A 19,510-nucleotide genomic window follows, 5' to 3' on the forward strand; every position below is an offset into this window, starting at 1 on the left:
CACCTTCTCCCACTATTTTTATCCAATTCTTTCATTATTTATATAGACTTCATATATAACAAATTTCTATTCTTAAAGTTACATTATATATGACTTTTTCAGCTATATAAAATTCATTGCTCACAAAAAAACTACCGAAAGAAAATCTCTCGGTAGTTTTACTGTATTAACGATATAAACGAACAGCACCTGCAGAATTATCATCAGCTTGTCCTACTACTTCAAATTTTAAACCAAGCTTCGGTAAAATACGTCCTGCATCTGGAATCTGTTGATTAATATACGTTTTCGAATCATCAAACTTCGGTACGCCTGCTAAGCCATCATACGTAAATGTTCCACGCGTTGGAGATACAACTTTCCAAGCTGGCGTTTTGTCGAATGAGAACGCAGCATCAGCGATTTGGAATCGTGTACTGCTCTTAACTGTTGGTTTACCATTTAAAGTACCAACAATTGCTTCTGGATGAGAATCAACAACACCAAGGAAACCGTGTCCTGGATGTACACCAACCCAGTTATCTGTATAAGCTGAATCTGCATACCATACAACCATACCAGTGTTAAATACTGGACCGCGAGCAAATTTCAACGCGTTATCTGCCCCAGCATAGTTTCTCCACTCAACATAGTAGTTATGTTTTTTCTTTTCTGTTCCGTTAGATACAACGAAACCATCTAATTTTAATTGTGGTGTACCTTCTGCATCATCAGAGAATACTACTTTACCATCTACTGTTAATGAAGCATTATCAAGAGCGAATCCATTTAATGCTAAACCACCATCAGTAATGTAATCAAATGTTAATTTTACTTTCTTGCCTTTGAATTGACTTAAATCATATGATTTGTCAATCCATTTTCCATTTGTCGAATCTGCATTTCCACTAGTTGCTTTCTCGCCAAGTCTTTCAATTAACGTTTGTTTACCATCTTCTGTTACAGCGTGTACTTCAAGGAAATCATAACCTGCTTCAATCTCATATAATGACTTGAAATCAAATTTTGCATTCGTTGCATTCGTTAAATCAAACAACGGTGTTTCCATCTTCGTATGAAGATCGTCACCTTTTGTGCTGTAATAATATTGTTTACCAAATGCTGGCTCAATTGTTTTAACATCTTTATCTGGTAAGTTAACACGAATCATACCTGGTCGATCTGATTTCGTAACACTTTGATCCAAATATGTCGCTAGACCGATACCTTTATTTAATTTCTCGTAATCTACTTCTACGATATTTGCCCAGTTACCACCAATTGTTTTTTGGAAAAACTCTTTATTTTGTGGTGAGAAACTCGTTGGCGTCGTTCCAGCGATTTTACCAGCCCAGCTTCCGCCACTCATAATAGACCAAGCTTCAATCGGCTCACCTTGACCACTATATTGTGTATCGTACTCATCTGGAAGACCTAAATCGTGACCATATTCATGTGCGAATACACCAACCGCTCCATCTTCTGGTTCAATTGTGTAGTCAAATGCTGCCATCTTTCCGCCCCAATATGGAACTTTCGCTTGTGTACCTTCAATTGGGAATGGCTTTGGTCCAACTGTCCAACGGTGCGACCAAATTGCATCATCGCCTAATTTACCACCGCCTGCTTCTTGTCCAACACCCGCATGAATAATCATTAAGTGATCGATTAAACCATCTGGTTGATTTTTATTTCCATCACCATTTACATCGTATTGATCAAATTGATCGAACTCTGATAAATCAATACCACTATCTACAGCTGCTTTTAATGCATCTTTTACTAAATCACGTGGCCCTTTTGGTCCTTTATTATCATGACCTGTAGCAGCATCTGCACCGTAATCAGCAGCTTTACCAGGAACTGTTAACCATTTTGTAACTGTTCCGTCCACTGTGTAACTACCACCAGATTGCTCTTCGTAATATTGTTTAAATGTTTCGATTTTGCTTCCATCATCTAATGTGAATGGCTCGTTGCCGAATAACATTTTTTCATAATGTTCTTTATTAAAATCGTTAGAATACATATATCCAGGCTCTTTGTCGATATTATTATGTTTAAAGTCAGCGTACTCTACAAGTAAAACGAGTACTTTGTCTTTACGAACTTCACCGTTATAGTCTTTTTGTTTTGCTGGAGAAGTTGGCACTTTACCATTTAGTCCGCCTTTAACTGGGCCTGTCGCTGCAGGTGTCCCTGTTGCTGGTTCATTTAATTTTTCTTTCGTGTCTGCTTTCGCATCTTTTACTTTCTTTAAAAAGTCGGATGCATCTTTCGTAAGCTGGTCCCCATTTGCTGCTTCTTTTCCAGGATTTTCACCCTTTTTGTTCTCTACATACTTTTCGACTGCTTTCTTTGTTTCTGTCTCTGAAGCCTTCGAATCAATTACCCCACGTTTTTTTAGCGCATCTGCTAAACGTTCTTCCGGAATTAAATGATCATCAACTGGGCTCGTAGCTGTTTTATTCACAGGCGTTTCAGCATATGCAGATTGAGTGCCAGCTCCGAATGAAAGGCCTAATACAGCTGTTAAAGCGATTGATGACAAAACTTTGAACGGTTTCTTGTTCATCCCATATTTCCTCCCCTAATAAATAATATGTATTACAAATTGAATTTTATTAAAAATTCAATATTTTTTCAATATTTAGTCATATCATGTAATATTTTTAATATATTTGTAAAAATTTCATAGTTAGCATACGAATATATCACAATTCAACAATGTTTTCTGAAAATATTGAAAGTTTTTATCGAACAATTTATAATTTCCATAGAGGGAGTTTAATGGGGATTTTATCTTTGTTTCATCTACACAATATTTGATAATTCACTATATAAAACACAAAATCGGATTGCATTATCATGTATTCTGTAGCAGCAATTATGACCGATAATTAGGGAGGAATTACATTTGTACAAAGATAAGACAGACGCACTGGATCAAGAATGGATTGATTTAATACTTGAAGCTCTAGATGCTGGTATCGCCATGCAAGACATCGAGCAATTTTTCCAACGTATGAAGCCATCCAGTCAGGCTCAATAGGTTTGTTCTTTTTAACGAAGTTTATGTTATAATAATGACATCATAAGACAACTACATATTGATAGAAAGGTGCGCAAATATGATTGGAGAACGTATAAAACGCCTTCGTTTACAAAAAGGGATTTCATTAACTGAACTTGCCGAAAAAGCTGGCGTTGCTAAATCTTACATTAGTTCTATAGAACGAAATTTACAAAAAAACCCTTCCATTCAGTTTCTTGAAAAGATCGCAGCAGTTCTACAAATTCCAGTTGATACTTTACTTCATGATGAAACAACAAAGGAAACTAACCTAGACTCCGAATGGACACAACTCGTTAAAGATGCAATGAACTCTGGTGTCTCCAAAGAACAATTTCGTGAATTTCTTGAATTTACAAAGTGGAAGCAAAATAATAAATAGAAAGAAGTGCTTACAAGTAGCACTTCTTTTTCTTTATAAAAAAAGCGGGGGATACCCGCTTTTTTATTATTTTTCTTCCCCAGCTTCTTGGTTAGCATTGAATGTCCATTCTAAATTCAATGTATCACCTTGGAAGATATTTTGATCTTTTCCATTATCTACAAATTCAAATTGTACCCATAGATAATCCTCTGTACCAGCTGCTAATCCACCCTTTTCTCCCCACTCAGGAGCAAAGATGTCTTTAGCTAAAAGATCTGGATCAACTTTTTGTAAGTCTGCTAAAGTTGTTTCGTATACAGGCTCACTTTGTTTATCCCAGTTCCAAAGGAATTTTACTTTAACGTGCTTACCAAAGTCTTCACCAGCATTATCACCTTTTGCATCTTTAACAGTATACTTTGTTGCTAATTTAACGTCTTTAATAGTTAACGAACCGCTGTTTTGTAATAAGAACTCTTTCTTAACAGAATCCCCTGGTTTTAAATCTTTAATATCTACAAGCGTCTTAGGGTTTAATGTAAGGTCTAACGTCCCAGCTGCAAATGTATTGTTTGATACTTCTTTATCGCTAAAGAATGCAAATGTTCCTCCACCAATTAAAGCTAACCCCAATGCTGCTGATGCAACTCCCATACCTAATTTCTTTTTCAGACTCACAATCAATTCCCCCTAGCTTTTTTTTATATTTTTATCACTTATTTTTCAATAAGAGATGTAAAGAAAACTATATTAGCTTAGCTAATATGTGTTCTTTTTTAAAAACCTTATGTTCATTATAACGAACAAACCTATATAAACACAACACATATTTATTAATATTTTCAGTTATTTTTATTTCTCAATATTATTTAGACTTTTCAGAAAAACGAATGATAATTTATATCTTTTTTCACACTCAAATCATTTAATACTATAAGAAAAAGCAAAACAAAGAGGTGAGGGCTAACTTTCCCTCACACTCGTATAAATATTACTAGTCTTGCTTATTCGTTCACACTCTCTTACACCACATTCTTGTTTTCCGGCTGTTTCACTAAAGCAGTTACTCCGCTTTCTTTTGTTCTTCTGCTTTCTTCTGTTCTTCTGCTTTCTTCTGTTCTTCTACTTTCTTCTGTTCTTCTACTTTCTTCTGTTCTTCTACTTTCTTTTGTCCTTCCGCTTCAATTGCAACGTTTAATTGTTGCTGAAGAGCCTGAATTTGCTCATCAATAGCTTTCAAGCTAATTTCTTTCTCAATATAGTCACGTTTCTCTTTGATACTGCGAAAGCCTTCATTTACATATACGGACACTTGCTGCATCGACTCATCTTTATTTACCTTTAATTCTTCTTGTATTTGATTATAAGGAGCTTCTATTTCAGTATATACATTTTGCAGAGCTTCCTTCTCAGCAACAATTTTCTCACGCCCTTGTTGCCATACAGAAATCGCCTGTTTTATTTCTTCAATAGAAGTTGCTTTCGATTTTCCCTTCATCGTTCCATACTCACGCTCAATAAACTGTTTATGTTTCTCAGATTGCTCTTTTAACGTATTAACTGTTTTCGGAAATATAATTGCTGTAGAAAGCGTCGCTTCTACTTTCGTTTCATGAATGAACGCCGCTTCTGTATGAGTCATAATTTGAGATCCTAAATAAAACGTAATAGAACACATACACGGCAATATAAGCATCTTTTTAAAATTACGCGGTCTTTTCAGCATCTTAATCTCTCCCATCGAACATTACGTTCTTTATACAGAACATTATCTATATTATAGTAAAGAACTATTAAAATTGATAGACAAATACTAGAAAAATAGAAAAAGGGCTATCCATGTGATAGCCCTTTTTGTTATTATCTTTCTTCACCTGCTGTTTGTTGTGCATCAAACGTCCAATTTAATTGTAACTTATCGCCTTGGAATTGATTTTGATCTTTTCCATTATCAACGAACTCAAATTTCACTTTGAATTTATCAGATTTACCTGCTGAAATACCTTTTTCATCCCAGAACCAAGCCGATAAATCATTATCTACAGCTGTAAGTGTGTCACCTTTTAATTTATCTAAAGTAGTTTGTTTCACAATTGTCTCATGCTTATCTACATTTTTTAAGAATGTTACTTTAATATGTTTACCAAAATCATCTTTATTATCTTTCTTTACATCTTCTACATTATAATCTGTTTTCAGTAAAACCTTTTTAATATCTAAAGAGCCTTTATTTTCTAGTTTAAATTCTTTTTCAATTGTATCCCCAGGTTTTAAATTCGATACGTTAACAACTGTTGATGGATTTAATGCTAAATCCAGTGTCCCAGCCGCAAATGTATTGTTTGACACTTCTTTATCACTGAAAAATGCAAATGTTCCTCCACCAACTAACGCTGCTCCTAGTACTGCTGATGTAATACCCATTCCTAATTTTTTCTTTAAAGTCATGTCCATATCCCCTTAATATATATATTTGTTAACTTCCTAAACGGAAAGTATAACCAAACGAACTAGACGGATTGTTCTACTTTTTTATCTTTCTTTTCTCCGTCAATGCTACGAATAGCCCCCAAAATAGAAATCGCGGAATATCCAAGTAAAAAGACTCCTGGAATAATAAGAAGTAATGCTGCTCCCGCTTTTGAATTCGCATAATTCAGTAAATAACCAACGTACGGAACTGTAATATCTGCATACTTTCCAACTACATTTTCTGCAAGTACTGGCTCTAAATCTGGTCCGTTGTTGTTATCCCCTTTTGTTTCATACATTACTTTTCCATTTGTATCTTTCACACCGATAATACGGTGAGTGATAATTTTTTGATCTTTCTCTTTAAAGGTAATAACATCACCTTTTTGATATTTAGAACCATCTTTGTTTGGTTCTATTGCAATGATTGATCCTGTTAAAAACGTCGGCTCCATTGATCCTGAAAGAACGCTCTTAAATTGATATCCCATCACTGTCGGATCACCACCGCTCGCTTTTGAAGAAATAACTACAAAAGCTAAAAAAACCATCAATGCAAATAAAACAAATGAGATCGCGTTGCTAATTACCTTCCAAATTAATTTCATCGTCTCTCTCCCTCTCCGTTGTTTTATATTATTTGAAGTATGCAATATCCATTACGTTCTTTAACAAGAACACAAGTAAATGATATAACGAACTTTAAGTTATTGCAATAAGAAAATTTACAATTATTAGTTAAATATCTTTTTAGCATATAAAAAAGACTGTGACAAAATCTCTCCACAGTCTTTTTACTACTACGTTATTTTTCTTCTGTTTTCATCCCTTTTGTATTACGGCGTAACACTACATATAAAATGGCTCCAAATAATACAATTGCGCCTATCCCAACACTTATTACTTTCACATTTGACTCTTTTTCCTCAGATGCAACTGTATCTTTCTTAGGCATCGCAAAAGTGACATCTTCTGTTGAAAGAACATTTACCGTCGCAATTGTTTGATTATTTTTCGTAATATCAACTGCACCAACTACCTCACCACGATGTATTCCTTTATGATACAAAGATTCTTTATCTAATGAAGCTGCCCGGAAAATAGTTTTCACATTTTTCCCTTCATCTTTCTTAAGCATCAGTTCTGCACTTTTTTCCAACTCAGAACTAACATCTTTATTTAAATATGTTGTTTTTTGATGCCAATTATGTTTATCGAGCACTGTTTGCTTCGTAAATTGACCGAAAGAATAGTCCGCCATCTGCTTCAAATCTTCATAAATTTCAGGTCTTTGAGAAGCCATTACTACACTTATAATACGATTTCCATCTTTCTCATTTAATAAAACAAGTGTATTACGCGCTTCATTCGTAAACCCTGTCTTACCGCCAATGCTATATGGATTTTCAAAAAAATTAGATTTATTAAAAATAGACACCGTCTGCCTAGACGTCGTAACTGTCGTTCTTTTCGTATTCATCGCTTGTAAAATTTCAGGATACTTTTGCACACCCTTCGTAATCATAGCCATATCATACGGCGTCGTATAATGGTTCGGATCATGCAGTCCATTCGGTGTTACAAAGTGGCTATCTTTCGCCCCTAATTGCTTCGCTTTCTCATTCATCATATTAGCGAAATTCTCAACACTCCCGCCAATCCGCTCCGCAATCGCATACGACACATCATTCGCACTCAGCACCATTAAAATCATAAGCGCAGTATTTCTATTAATTGTCTCTCCAGGTTGAAACTCAATTTGATAATTACTCTTCTCTTGATCTAATGCTAATTGTGAAAATGTAAATTGATCCTCTGGCTTTGTATGCTCCATGAGTAAAATCGCTGTTAACACCTTCGTCGTACTAGCAGGATATGCTCGGTGATATGCGTTTTTGTCATACATAACATCTCCTGTTTTCGCATCAATTGTCGTTGCAAACTGACTAAAAACATTCGGTCCTTCTGCAGGTGGTGGTGCAACTTGTTCTGGATTTACTCCAATATTCGTCTCAGCACGCAATGTCATAGGTGTCAACAAAAACAAACAAATAACTGTAATAAAAACCAAAATTTTCTTAAAATTTACCATATGACTCTCCCTTTTCCATTTACTCCTCTAACAAAATAAGAAATCTACCAATCATATGTAATTTGTATTAAACTGGAAGAATTTTCACTATTTTTTACTATATCATATTTTTACGATAAAGAACATAAATATACAATAAAAATAAGAAGGAATTACTCTTTCTTATCCTTCTCATCTATCAACGAATCTATTAACTTTTGACTAGCTTCCTCGGGCGTAATCTCATCGGTTATCCCCATAAACGACCAACCTTTAGAATCGACCCACTCAACAAACTCTTGTAAAAATTCATCATGTGTAACATCCACATCAAGAATCGATCCATTAATCGAAATCGTTCTATTTTTAGACACGCGCATCTTGAACGTTTTTCTTACCATTACAACTTTTCTCCCTCTACTTCTGAATATTTATAAAGTGAAACTTTCATCAACCCTCACCAATCGGACTTTTACGGCCATCCCGACCCCAACCTAACTTCTTTACTTTTGCTAAATTTCGAGGTAAGGGATCTTACTGCCCGCAAATAGCGAGATAAAATAATCATGTATCTCTGTTATACATGATTTTCAGTAAATTGTAAAAAGGATATATTGGCCAATTTAAATAGCAAAAATGAAAATCTCTTACCTACGTAAACGTAATACGACATACAATCGCTCATAAATTATTAAATAAATCCATAAAAATATACACTTTAAAACATAATTGAGTAAGCCATTCTAGTCTTTTGGAAGATATTATCTAAAATAGTATACTAAACGGATAAAGGATATTTGAATAAAGAAACTGAGGCTTTCTATTTAGCTGGACTCTTAAATTGTAGACTTAGAGACTGATGCCGGAATTCATATTTAATTTCTATTTCTGTACATAATATCGTAAGAAAGAAGGTAGTACTGTGAAAACAACAGAAAATTTTACTGACAGGGCCGATATATATGCAAAATATCGCCCTAGTTATCCTAATGAATATATTGATTACTTGCTTTCAGCTAACCAACTGAAAGGGAATCGGATTGTGGCTGATATTGGTTCAGGTACGGGGATATTTAGCCACCAGCTGCTTGAAAGTGGTTTACATGTTATTGGAGTTGAACCAAATGATGATATGAGGAAGATCGCTGAGCAATCGTTAAAACTATATTCTCGTTTTCAATCCATAAAAGCAACTGCTGAACATACCACTTTAAAAGAAAATAGTGTAGATTTAGTAACTGTTGCCCAAGCATTTCATTGGTTTAATAAAGAGGCTTTCAAAATCGAATGCCAACGAATTTTAAAACAAAAAGCAAATGTTGCTCTTGTTTGGAATAGTAGAGATTTAACTAGTCCACTTATTAAAGAGAACGCAGAAATTTGCCAGAAAACCTGTCCAAACTTTAAAGGATTTAGCGGTGGAATAGATGAAACTCCAGAAATATTTAATAGCTTTTTTAAGGATGGAAAGTATGAGTTTAAAGAATATCAAAATGATTTACTTTTTGATTATGAAGGGTTTTTGGGAAGGAATTTATCAGCATCTTATGCTCCGAAAGAAAATGATGAACAGTATAAAAATTTTATTTTTCTCCTATCAGAGCTATTTGAAAAACACAGTAAAAATAGAAAAATTATCCTCCCGAATTTAACGCGAAGTTATCTAGGCAATGTATAAACAGCCTGATACAAAGGGACTTTGATCGAAATTAAAACAAGCCTAGCCCCTTCCTGAATGTAGAATGGGGTTAGGCTTGTTTTGCATTTTACCACATCAAATTCAAATGACTTTCGTACAATAAAGTAGAATATATTAGAAAAAACCTTAAACTGAGGAGGAACTCAATGGCGCGTTGTACGTATTGTAAAACGAAATGGAAAGTAAAAGACGTATGGTCGATACTCTTGGCATTTGAAAAAGATTGTCCGTATTGTTTTGGGAGGCAATATCTATCAAAGAAAACAGTGAATGCTATGCCAGAACTTATAAGCTTACCTTTACACTTCTTGTTCCCTTTTCTTGTTGATTTGAGTGATGAAGGTCCTTTGGATTGGTATCGGAAATAATATAACCTCTACATCCAAAGACTACTTTCTACTAAATTCGCTTCTCATCATTATCCCTTTATACATTACTCTCATAATCGCTTATACTTTCCCTTTTGAAGATCCCGTAGCTCAGCAGGAAGGGCGTCCCCTGGACAAGGTTTATCAATTATGACTTTAATAAACGATGATATATGTATACTATTAAACATAAAAAATAAGCATTAGGTTCCAATCAAATATTAATTGAAACTCAACACTGCTTGTATTCTGTAATTCAGAATACAAGCAGTGTTTTTTATTATGCATTTTTGCATACAGTATTATTTTCTCTTGTAAATAGATAATAATGGTATATAATAAAATCAATGTTTTGCCAATAAATGGAATCAAAACTATGAAATTATATGTAGAGGTTAGACTACTACAAGATGAAAGATTCATAGCGAATACACTCGAGGAAAAAAGCGTTCGATTAGATTAATGTTATAAAACTACTTAATGTGATATCTATGGAACGAATTGAGAATATACTTAGGGGGAATTTCAAGTGAAAACATTTAGTAAAGTATTATTAACAGGAGCTTTAGCTTTAGGCGGTTTAACAGCTATGAACATTGATACACCAAAGGCACATGCTGACGGAGCAAGCGAGTTCTGTCGTTATATTTGTGGTCCTAGCGAAACGTTGAATGGTGTTACAGTTCAAGTACACGCTACAGAATATAGCTTTGGTCAAAACGTAATTGCAAGAATTACAAATGAACGAGCTGAAGATATTCATTACAATGTCAGCATCGAGAAAAAATATGGCGATAACTGGAGAGAATATGATACTTTCTTCCATTGGCAAAATCAATGGATTCCAGCTAGAAGTAATGATGAAATTTCTACTTTCACAGGATATGGCGAAAACATTTCAGACAATGGAACATATCGCTATAAAGTTGAAGTTGTAAGTGCTGACGGTTCTGTAGATACAATTTACACAGCAGGAATGACAGTTACAGGACGATAGCTCATGAACGAGCCCCATTATTTATGATTGTATTTTTGAAAATATCATTGATAATCGCGGTGATATTATTATTAAAATAAGCTCTTCGGGGCTTATTTTTTATATAAAAATTGGAATGGTAATATCCAGAAAATTAAATCTTTACACCATTAAAGTTTGTTGTTATTATAGGAATACATTAAATGTTAAAATATTCAATAAATTATACAAATCCTTCGATTACATGAATGAAATGAAAACACATTGCTGATCGTAATATTTATAGTTGGGATCCCGTAGCTCAGCAGGGAGAGCGCCACCTTGACAGGGTGGAGGTCGTGAGTTCGAGCCTCTCCGGGGTCATAAAACCTAATAGTATCAAGGCTTGAGAGAGTATTCTCAAAAGCTAAAACTGTGGAGGTCTCCATCAGACACCACAAGTTAAAAGAGGACTACTTCTAGTCAGCAAACCAGCTGACTCAGGGGTAGTCCTCTTTTTGTTTCCATAAAACTGAGAAAGGACTGAAAAGAAAATGCTACTTAAGTTTGCTATGAAGAATTTCAAGGAGGAAAAAGAGTTCGCTAATCTGTCCCCCTCGTACAATTGTAGTTAGCATACGAGCTGGAAAAATCTCTGAAACTCTTAGTTTTAATCTAGACGAATTAACTGAGGAGGTAAACAACGATACGTTTAATAGATAATACCTGCCGGGCCGACTCGAACATCCTAATTTAATGATACCCTAATTAGTACTTCTATACAAAAATCAAGCAGGGATTTCTCCCTGCTTCTGTTAATTGCTTTTATTGAGAAGATTAGCCACCAATATTCTTATCTGCCATTCTATACAATTTATATCTATTTCGCCCTCTTCTTTTTCCGATTTCTAAATATAATCTCTAACGCTACTACTGTGATGAATCCAACAGTTAGTTGTATGCTTGTAAATAGCAACTTATCATTTAGCGGAATATCAGGTGCACTCCACAGCAGCACTGGAGGAACAAGTATGCCAATGATTACAATAGCTCTCATTATCTTTCCCATTTTGTTTCCCCTATCGTATTTTTAAAATCTATATGTATTTTCCAACTAACCTATAATTCTACTAATTTCTCACGTAGAATCAATTCACTCTCAGTCATATACCCTCTATGCATTTCCTCTACAATCTTATCGTGATTAAAACATAATACTTTTTCATCCCCAAGATAGCCAACTGGGTAAGGAACACCTACGTAATCAAAATCACGTTTATCTGCTGATACAACCATTCTTCCAATAATCATTACAATTTGTTCTATATCTTCTAGCTTAACTACTGTTCCGATTGGTAAAAGTTTCATAGTTATTCTCCTTTTCTTTTCTTTTTAATAATGTAGTCTATTAAAGTAAGTCCACCTAACCCGATTGCACCATAAACAAGCATGCCGAATGTATGTACCATCTTTTCTTTTAATGAAAATGGAGCTATTAGCCCTGCAATGATTACAATTACAATTGCTATCATCATTACGATTCTCGCAATTTTTATCATCATACTACTCCTTTGTATTCTTCTCAAATTTAGCAAAAAAACCTCCGCCATGAGCTTTACCAAAGTATGCACCCATCTCTTGACCGAGGTGTATTTTAGCCCCTCCAGTACCAAACCCATATTCTAAACGAACTGTTAAATCATGATCCTTAAAAAATGGGATAAAGTCTGGAATATCAATTTTTTCAAATAAAACTTCATATTTCTGTGCTGTAACTTCCGCTCCTAACTGAAAAGTATACTCATCTATTCCAACAACAGCAGATGCATCTGCAAACTTTTGTGTAACTGTTGCTTTTTCTGCAAAACCGCTATTTATTTCTTTTTCTATTGAGTCCTCAAAAAGAGAAGCACCAACTTTAAAGCCTACTAACCCCCCTCCTGCAACATCACTAATAAATGTCTTTTCATCCATTGGAACACTGGTCTCTAAGGAGCCATTTCCCCCTTTAAAAGTAAGCTTTGTTCCTTTCGAAATCTCATATTCACCTTTTATCAATGAACCTTCTGCTTTCATTCCCACTCGATTTCCTTCTGCTAATTTAAAATCACCTGTTAAAGTTTCGTAATCCCCTTTAAAAGGTTTCCCAGTTAAAATACTGGAAGCCAACGCAATAGCAACATCCATGTTATCTACTTGTTCAAATTTATTAGCAGAATCAAGAAGAAACTTCTCAAGTGGCTCCAATATGATTATAAATTGTGCCATCTTAAAGGATGAATCACGGAAATCCGTATTAAATTTCATATAGGTTGAGCCCAACCAATTACTAGAAATCATATCAATATCTCGTTTTAGTCGCTCCTGTGTTGCAGTTGCATTCGTGATAGTTGATCTAATAGTCCCTGCCACTTTTCGCAACTGTTCAGGAGTAACTTTTATATCCCCCATAGCCATTCCCCTTTTAAATATTTATATAGAATATTTTACCACAATAGAGTTTTTGCAACTATGAATATTTTATATAATCTTAAAAATCAGAAGTCTTTTTTCTCCTCAGGGTTATCCTTATGGCACTTGAAATTATAACTTATGCATTTGTGCTAACTCTGTAATATAACCTACTTTTTTGTATCTTTTTAATGATAATTTCTGCCTGTCCAAATGTTCTTTGATTTATTTCTTCTCTTATTTACTTCAATGTTTCTCTCGTTCCATCTGGTCCTCTCACATCTATCACGACAGTCTGATGTGAACCTTCGGGCAAATATTTCAATCTATCTTCCAACTGTTTTACTACAATGTTTATTAATGAAAGTCTACCACTAGATTTCATTAATAAACATTGTAGTTTTTAACTTCTATTAAAACATTAAACATTTTTGGTTTTACTTCGTTAAATCTCTGTTAAAATTGTTCTCTACTCGCTCCATTCCATTGTATAGCGATATTCTTAATTTGATTGTATAAGTCATTATGTAAGTATTCTAAGAAGTGCCTGATGTTATTTACTGTCTTTGCAGTCTGTTCTAACCGTTCAGGCGTTACTTTTATCTATACCATTCCTTCTTTACATATTGATTTATTTGTTTCTTCATTATAAATAGCAAAATAAAAACCAGCAACTTTAAGGTTGCTGGCTTAGCTCTTATTCATATTCGAAAAAACAATAACAACTGCTCCAAACAAATAATGCCCTACTACCATCCACATACTCCAATCAAAAATCATAAGCAATAACCAAAGTGATATATTCATAGCAGCAAATAATAAATATAAAATGAAATCTCTCTTTTGTATTGCTCCTCTATTCATCAAAATGCAAGCGGCACCGATAGGGGACAAAATAAAACAAAGGAAAAAGTTTTTCTTAACACCCACGGATACGAAATTACTGTCTGCATATGAATCTCCTTTTCATCATAATACTTGCTTCAACATCGGCCTCACTACCCTATATTTATCACTATAAGCTTCCTTTATGATTAAAGGCGGGTAATCACTTTTTTTCTTCCTCAATCATTGTGAATACTTCTGTTTTCTCTTGTAATTTATTAGATTCTTTATTTTTAGTAGGTTTTTTACTTGTTTTAATTTTCTTTGTTACTTCGCCAAGTTTTTGCCCAACTTCTTCTATTTTGGCAGATTCATTCGTAACATAGTATTCTTGTTCGTCCCATACTAACATAGGTGGCACTTGTTCTCGTTTGTTACATATTATATAAGTAGTACTAGCTACAAGTAGTAGACAAGTTAATAAATAGAAGATAGTTTTTTTATTCATATACTACACTCCTTATCTATCATTTCATTGGATTATATAATACAAGTCATTTATAGTAAATGGATTTAGTGGTAATTTTTAGGTTGAACAATAAAGAAAAAACCTTACCGAAGTAAGGTTCCGTTTTTACATTCTATAGTGACCGACTTATTAAAACAATCATTACAATAATCGCAATAAACATAATAACTAAACAGCCGATCATTTTATAAAATCCTCGTTTCGTTAACGTCCCGCCTTGAACGTCTTTACGAATAAATAAGAATACTGCTAAAAATAATACAAGCCCAATGCCAAAAGCATACATCATTTGCATATGTTAATCTTCCTTTCTCTCTTCCATCTTAATATCTTTTTGCCAAAACAACAAATGAGATAAAGACGGTACTCATCGTAAGTGCCATAAGTATATTCAATAATTCAGTAGCAGATAGTGTAAGTATTTTTAAGTTTAAGCCGATAGAGAAAAGAAGATAATATGCCGTTAACGCAAAAAAACTGAAGAACATTCCTTTATAACGAATGAGTTTCATTCGCTCATCTTTTTCTTTAAATTGCGGGTGTAAGTAACTAAGGCAGAAACACATAACCATCATTGCAAGTAACGTATAAGTAGGACTTGGCGGTGCAGAATGCGTCATTATACCTGTTAATATCATAAATCCACTCATAAATAGAAAAATAATCCCCATAATTACAAAGTACTTTTGTGAATAATTCATCCCTATTCCCCCTCTTCTTTTCCTTCATAAATAAATACATGTTCTATCGTTGTTTGAAATGTTTTTGCTATTTCAAATGCTAACGGAAGTGACGGATCGTATTTTCCTTTTTCAATTGAGATAATGGTTTGTCTTGAAACGCCAAGTTTCTCAGCTAATTTTTCTTGAGATAGTCCAAATTTTTTTCGGTATTCGACCATTTTATTTTCCAAGGAAATTTCTCCCTCCTCCCATATATCGAGTATATATGTAAAGTAAACTTTACGTCAAGGTTCCTTTACATTCCTTTTAATCATTTTTCACTCTATTTATATAGAAGAAACTTGTTCGATTTCAACACGTCTATTTTGTAATAAAACCTGGAACACTGTATGTAATCGTTACTATATTTCCTCCTCACCTTTTTTAAAATTTAATATCTTCATATTTGTTTTATCCTTTTAAAATATTTCATTCTCTTCTTTATTAGATGAAATGCGTTATTGGTTTTACGGTGTTTTTTGGCATATTTATAGAAACTAACGGGTTATGAAGCAATTTTTATGTTTAGCCACTTTTTTTGTGGAAATCCTTCATTTTCCTTTCGATAGTTAACACTATCGAAATAAAGTTTACGCTAAATTCATAATTTTTTATTTTTTATACTATATTCCGTTATATTGTTGTATAATATCTATGAAAGCGCTTATTATTTCAATATACATAATTCTAATCAACTTTTATCAAAACATTCCAACGATTATACTTATATTTACATGTAACAATTCTAGTTTTTAATGTAGGTATACCAAATATATCCACCCCATTTTTCTGTAAAATTACTTTATAAAGTGAAAGATTAACTTGGGTGATAAGTTATTGTGAATGTTTTTTTACAAAACAGATAAGTAATAGTGTTTGGTATTATGTAAATTATTGTAATAACATAAGAGTAAAGAAAACATTTACATTGATTATTGATTCATTACTTATTGAAAAAGAGCAAAATGCACCTTTGTATGGAAAAAGGATTATATGCATTGGGAGGTTTAAACAAATGACGAGGAAGAATACAACGACAAACCCTTGGGCCAAGTTCCACGGTCCGAACCTTGGTTATGTTATTGAACAGTATGATCTTTACGTAACTGGAGCAGGTTCTGTTGATCCGGAATTACAAGAGCTTTTTGAAATTTTTGGAGCTCCTTCGTTTCAAGATGATGTCGTAACAGGGGACAACACAGCAACACATTTTTCTCCTCAAAACACAGGTAACATTGAAAAAATTCTTAAGGTCGTTCAACTTGTTGAACAGATTCGTTCTTTCGGGCATACGTTGGCTCACATCAACCCGATGGAAGATGCTGCAAACGGACAATCTCTTCTTGAGAAAGCAATGAACGAACTGAGCGATGCAGACTTGAAAGCGATTCCAGCGAAAACAGTATGGCAAGATGCACCAGAAGGTATTCACACTGCACTTGATGTAATTCATAGATTAAAAGACGTTTATACAAAATCTTTAGCTTATGAATTTTCTCATATACAAGATAGTGAAGAACGCGCGTGGTTGCATCAAATGGTGGAATCAAATTCATTGCGTCAACCACTATCAAATAAAAAACGAACTGCTCTTTTAAAACGTTTAACAGCTGTTGAAGGTTTCGAGCAATTCTTGCATAAAACATTCGTTGGGCAAAAACGTTTCTCTATCGAGGGCGTTGATATGCTTGTACCTGTTTTAGATGAAATTGTTCTAGAAGGTGCTAAGAACGGCGTAGAGGATGTCATGATTGGTATGGCTCACCGCGGTCGCCTAAGCGTACTTGCTCACGTATTAGAAAAACCATATACTCACATGTTTGCTGAATTCAAACATGCAAAAATAGAAGGCGCAGTAGCCAATGCTGGCTGGACTGGCGACGTGAAATACCACTTAGGTAGAGAACAAGTCGTTAGTAATGAAGAAGTTAGCACTCGCGTTACTTTAGCAAATAACCCGAGTCATCTTGAGTTCGTGAATCCTGTAGTAGAAGGTTTCGCACGTGCAGCTCAAGAGAATCGTAAAAAATCTGGTCTTCCAGAACAAGATACTTCAAAATCATTCGTAATTTTAGTTCATGGTGATGCTGCATTCCCTGGTCAAGGTATTGTATCTGAAACGTTGAACTTAAGCAGATTGAATGCGTACCAAACAGGCGGAACGATTCATGTTATCGCAAACAATGCAGTTGGTTTTACAACTGACAGCTATGATTCTCGTTCTACGAAATATTCAAGTGACCTTGCAAAAGGTTTCGATATTCCGATTGTTCACGTGAACGCTGATGATCCAGAAGCTTGTCTTGCTGCTGCAAACCTTGCAATTCAATATCGTACATTGTTCAAAAAAGATTTCTTAATCGATTTAATTGGTTACCGTCGCTATGGTCATAACGAAATGGATGACCCAGCAGTTACACAACCACAAGTGTACAAAAAGATTAAAAATCACCCAACTGTAAGAGCAATTTATGCAGATCAATTACAAGCTGCTGGTGTTCTAAATGCAGATGAAATTGAAACAATTACACAGTTTACACAAGAGCAATTAAAATCTGACTATGCACAAGTACCACCAGCTGATACGAGCGATGCAACAATTCACGTTAAAGTGCCAGATGTTGTTGCAAAAGGTATTCAGCCAATTGATACTGGTGTTGAGCTTGACTCACTTCGTGCAATTAATGAAGGTCTATTATCTTGGCCAGAAGGCTTTAACGTATATCCGAAAGTGAAGAAAATTCTTGAGCGCCGTAAAGATGCTCTTGAAGAGAACGGTAAAATTGAATGGGCACTTGCTGAGTCATTAGCATTCGCTTCTATTTTACAAGAAGGTACGCCAATTCGCTTAACTGGTCAAGATTCACAGCGTGGTACATTCGCGCACCGTCATATCGTATTACACGATACTGATACAAATGAAACATATTCACCATTACACCGCTTACCAAACATTAATGCATCCTTCTCTGTTCATAACAGTCCGTTATCAGAAGCTGCTGTTGTTGGTTACGAGTATGGTTATAACGTATTCGCTCCAGAAACTCTTGTTATGTGGGAAGCGCAATATGGTGACTTCTCAAATACTGCGCAAGCATTATTTGATCAATATGTTTCAGCTGGAAGAGCAAAATGGGGTCAAAAATCTGGTTTAGTTCTTCTATTACCACACGGTTATGAAGGTCAAGGACCAGAGCACTCTAGTGCACGTCCTGAACGTTTCTTACAGTTAGCTGCTGAGAACAACTGGACAGTTGCAAACTTAACGAGCGCGGCACAATACTTCCATATTTTACGTCGTCAAGCATCTATCTTAGGAACCGAAGCTGTTCGACCATTAGTACTAATGACGCCAAAGAGTTTATTACGTCACCCACTTACGCTTTCAACTGCTAGTCAGTTAAGCGAAGGACGTTTCCAACCTGCTTTAGAACAAGAAAACCTTGGCACAAAACCAAACAAAGTAAAACGTCTTGTTTTAAGTACAGGTAAAATGGCGATTGACTTAGCAGCAGAAATTGAGTCTGGTAAACATGAGTACAACTTAGATGAGGTTCATGTCGTTCGCATTGAGCAGTTGTACCCATTCCCTGCTGAGAAAGTTCAATCTATTATTAAACGCTTTAAAAACTTAGAAGAAATTATTTGGGTTCAAGAAGAACCTCGTAATATGGGCGCATGGCATTACATGGCTCCAATTCTGTTCGAACTAGCTGGAGATAAAGTGAAAACGGGTTACATTGGACGCCCAGATCGCTCTAGCCCATCTGGCGGCGATCCATTCGCTCACAAAGCTGAGCAAGAACTAATTGTTGCACACGCTTTAGATGTGAAGTATAACTTCCGTCAAGATAAACTAGAAATTGAAGTTTTCAGCAATTAAAAAGTAACAATGACGGTTTCTAGCTTGATCCCGGGCAGATATTCTGCCCAGGGTCAGGCTAACAAATGGAGATTACCGAAGACAAAAGAAGAAAAAACACACCGTTAGGCAAATAAGGG

Annotated in this window: 21 protein-coding genes, 1 tRNA gene and 2 pseudogenes; 7 read left to right on the forward strand and 17 right to left on the reverse strand. The window is 34.8% G+C overall.

Annotation, left to right across the window (positions count from 1 at the left end; all coding sequences use genetic code 11):
- Positions 1–166 precede the first annotated feature (166 nt).
- Positions 167–2,554, reverse strand: a complete 2,388-nt coding sequence (inhA1, locus tag CQ064_RS03005; RefSeq protein ID WP_001035941.1) for a M6 family metalloprotease immune inhibitor InhA1 — start codon at positions 2,552–2,554, stop codon at positions 167–169.
- 342 nt (positions 2,555–2,896) lie between these two features.
- Here inhA1 and CQ064_RS03010 point away from each other — a divergent pair, with 342 nt between their 5' ends.
- Both CQ064_RS03010 and CQ064_RS03015 read left to right on the forward strand, forming a co-directional pair.
- Complete coding sequence (locus tag CQ064_RS03010) at positions 2,897–3,031, forward strand: anti-repressor SinI family protein (RefSeq protein WP_000276219.1); 135 nt, start codon at positions 2,897–2,899, stop codon at positions 3,029–3,031.
- A gap of 79 nt (positions 3,032–3,110) precedes the next feature.
- Positions 3,111–3,434: a helix-turn-helix domain-containing protein gene (locus tag CQ064_RS03015; RefSeq protein ID WP_000578884.1), complete on the forward strand. Its 324-nt coding sequence runs from the start codon at positions 3,111–3,113 to the stop codon at positions 3,432–3,434.
- A gap of 66 nt (positions 3,435–3,500) precedes the next feature.
- Here the strand turns inward: CQ064_RS03015 and calY are convergent, their stop codons facing one another.
- The 6 genes and pseudogenes from calY to CQ064_RS03045 form a co-directional block, all read right to left on the reverse strand.
- A complete protein-coding gene (gene calY / locus CQ064_RS03020) occupies positions 3,501–4,094 on the reverse strand; it encodes a biofilm matrix protein CalY (protein WP_000053714.1) in 594 nt (197 codons plus the stop codon).
- A gap of 388 nt (positions 4,095–4,482) precedes the next feature.
- A pseudogene (locus CQ064_RS03025) lies at positions 4,483–5,157 on the reverse strand (DUF4047 domain-containing protein); the annotation flags it as partial.
- 119 nt (positions 5,158–5,276) lie between these two features.
- Complete coding sequence (locus CQ064_RS03030) at positions 5,277–5,864, reverse strand: CalY family protein (protein ID WP_000172852.1); 588 nt, start codon at positions 5,862–5,864, stop codon at positions 5,277–5,279.
- A gap of 62 nt (positions 5,865–5,926) precedes the next feature.
- Positions 5,927–6,496, reverse strand: a complete 570-nt coding sequence (gene sipW / locus CQ064_RS03035; RefSeq protein WP_000767803.1) for a signal peptidase I SipW — start codon at positions 6,494–6,496, stop codon at positions 5,927–5,929.
- Between the two features lie 197 nt (positions 6,497–6,693).
- The gene (locus tag CQ064_RS03040; RefSeq protein WP_000247026.1) at positions 6,694–7,980 is read right to left on the reverse strand and encodes a D-alanyl-D-alanine carboxypeptidase family protein; all 1,287 of its coding nucleotides are present in this window, start codon (positions 7,978–7,980) and stop codon (positions 6,694–6,696) included.
- Between the two features lie 152 nt (positions 7,981–8,132).
- A complete protein-coding gene (locus tag CQ064_RS03045) occupies positions 8,133–8,360 on the reverse strand; it encodes a hypothetical protein (RefSeq protein ID WP_000251856.1) in 228 nt (75 codons plus the stop codon).
- Between the two features lie 521 nt (positions 8,361–8,881).
- Between CQ064_RS03045 and CQ064_RS03050 the strand changes: the two genes are divergently transcribed.
- From CQ064_RS03050 to CQ064_RS03065, 4 genes are all read left to right on the forward strand, one after another.
- Positions 8,882–9,637: a class I SAM-dependent methyltransferase gene (locus tag CQ064_RS03050; RefSeq protein WP_000858656.1), complete on the forward strand. Its 756-nt coding sequence runs from the start codon at positions 8,882–8,884 to the stop codon at positions 9,635–9,637.
- Between the two features lie 167 nt (positions 9,638–9,804).
- Positions 9,805–10,026, forward strand: a complete 222-nt coding sequence (locus CQ064_RS03055) for a hypothetical protein (RefSeq protein WP_000090211.1) — start codon at positions 9,805–9,807, stop codon at positions 10,024–10,026.
- Between the two features lie 529 nt (positions 10,027–10,555).
- The gene (locus tag CQ064_RS03060; RefSeq protein ID WP_000847514.1) at positions 10,556–11,023 is read left to right on the forward strand and encodes a hypothetical protein; all 468 of its coding nucleotides are present in this window, start codon (positions 10,556–10,558) and stop codon (positions 11,021–11,023) included.
- A 269-nt stretch (positions 11,024–11,292) separates the two neighbouring features.
- Positions 11,293–11,365, forward strand: a tRNA-Val gene (locus CQ064_RS03065).
- A gap of 496 nt (positions 11,366–11,861) precedes the next feature.
- Here CQ064_RS03065 and CQ064_RS03070 read toward each other — a convergent pair.
- The 10 genes and pseudogenes from CQ064_RS03070 to CQ064_RS03115 form a co-directional block, all read right to left on the reverse strand.
- A complete protein-coding gene (locus CQ064_RS03070) occupies positions 11,862–12,050 on the reverse strand; it encodes a hypothetical protein (protein ID WP_000516409.1) in 189 nt (62 codons plus the stop codon).
- Between the two features lie 50 nt (positions 12,051–12,100).
- The gene (locus CQ064_RS03075; protein ID WP_000771619.1) at positions 12,101–12,349 is read right to left on the reverse strand and encodes a DUF4176 domain-containing protein; all 249 of its coding nucleotides are present in this window, start codon (positions 12,347–12,349) and stop codon (positions 12,101–12,103) included.
- Positions 12,350–12,351: 2 nt separating this feature from the next.
- Positions 12,352–12,540, reverse strand: coding sequence for a hypothetical protein (locus CQ064_RS03080; RefSeq protein WP_000589990.1), 189 nt, complete (start codon positions 12,538–12,540; stop codon positions 12,352–12,354).
- Between the two features lie 4 nt (positions 12,541–12,544).
- Entirely contained in the window at positions 12,545–13,432 is an 888-nt protein-coding gene (locus CQ064_RS03085; RefSeq protein ID WP_000502309.1) for a WXG100 family type VII secretion target, read from the reverse strand.
- A gap of 456 nt (positions 13,433–13,888) precedes the next feature.
- Positions 13,889–14,035 carry a WXG100 family type VII secretion target gene (locus tag CQ064_RS03090; RefSeq protein WP_080546092.1) on the reverse strand — a complete coding sequence of 49 codons (147 nt, stop codon included), beginning with the start codon at positions 14,033–14,035 and terminating at the stop codon, positions 13,889–13,891.
- 87 nt (positions 14,036–14,122) lie between these two features.
- Entirely contained in the window at positions 14,123–14,299 is a 177-nt protein-coding gene (locus CQ064_RS33315) for a hypothetical protein (protein WP_153596402.1), read from the reverse strand.
- Between the two features lie 102 nt (positions 14,300–14,401).
- A pseudogene (locus CQ064_RS03100) lies at positions 14,402–14,765 on the reverse strand (hypothetical protein).
- A 133-nt stretch (positions 14,766–14,898) separates the two neighbouring features.
- Positions 14,899–15,081 (reverse strand): DUF3976 domain-containing protein, encoded by a 183-nt coding sequence (locus CQ064_RS03105; RefSeq protein WP_001178297.1) that lies wholly within the window; start codon positions 15,079–15,081, stop codon positions 14,899–14,901.
- Positions 15,082–15,109: 28 nt separating this feature from the next.
- Positions 15,110–15,487 (reverse strand): hypothetical protein, encoded by a 378-nt coding sequence (locus CQ064_RS03110; protein WP_001109912.1) that lies wholly within the window; start codon positions 15,485–15,487, stop codon positions 15,110–15,112.
- 2 nt (positions 15,488–15,489) lie between these two features.
- Positions 15,490–15,699 (reverse strand): helix-turn-helix transcriptional regulator, encoded by a 210-nt coding sequence (locus CQ064_RS03115; RefSeq protein ID WP_000428506.1) that lies wholly within the window; start codon positions 15,697–15,699, stop codon positions 15,490–15,492.
- A gap of 824 nt (positions 15,700–16,523) precedes the next feature.
- Between CQ064_RS03115 and odhA the strand changes: the two genes are divergently transcribed.
- The gene (gene odhA / locus CQ064_RS03120; RefSeq protein WP_000197138.1) at positions 16,524–19,391 is read left to right on the forward strand and encodes a 2-oxoglutarate dehydrogenase E1 component; all 2,868 of its coding nucleotides are present in this window, start codon (positions 16,524–16,526) and stop codon (positions 19,389–19,391) included.
- Positions 19,392–19,510 lie beyond the last annotated feature (119 nt).

The organism is Bacillus sp. MYb78, from assembly GCF_002975115.1.
Taxonomy (GTDB): Bacteria; Bacillota; Bacilli; order Bacillales; family Bacillaceae_G; genus Bacillus_A; species Bacillus_A cereus.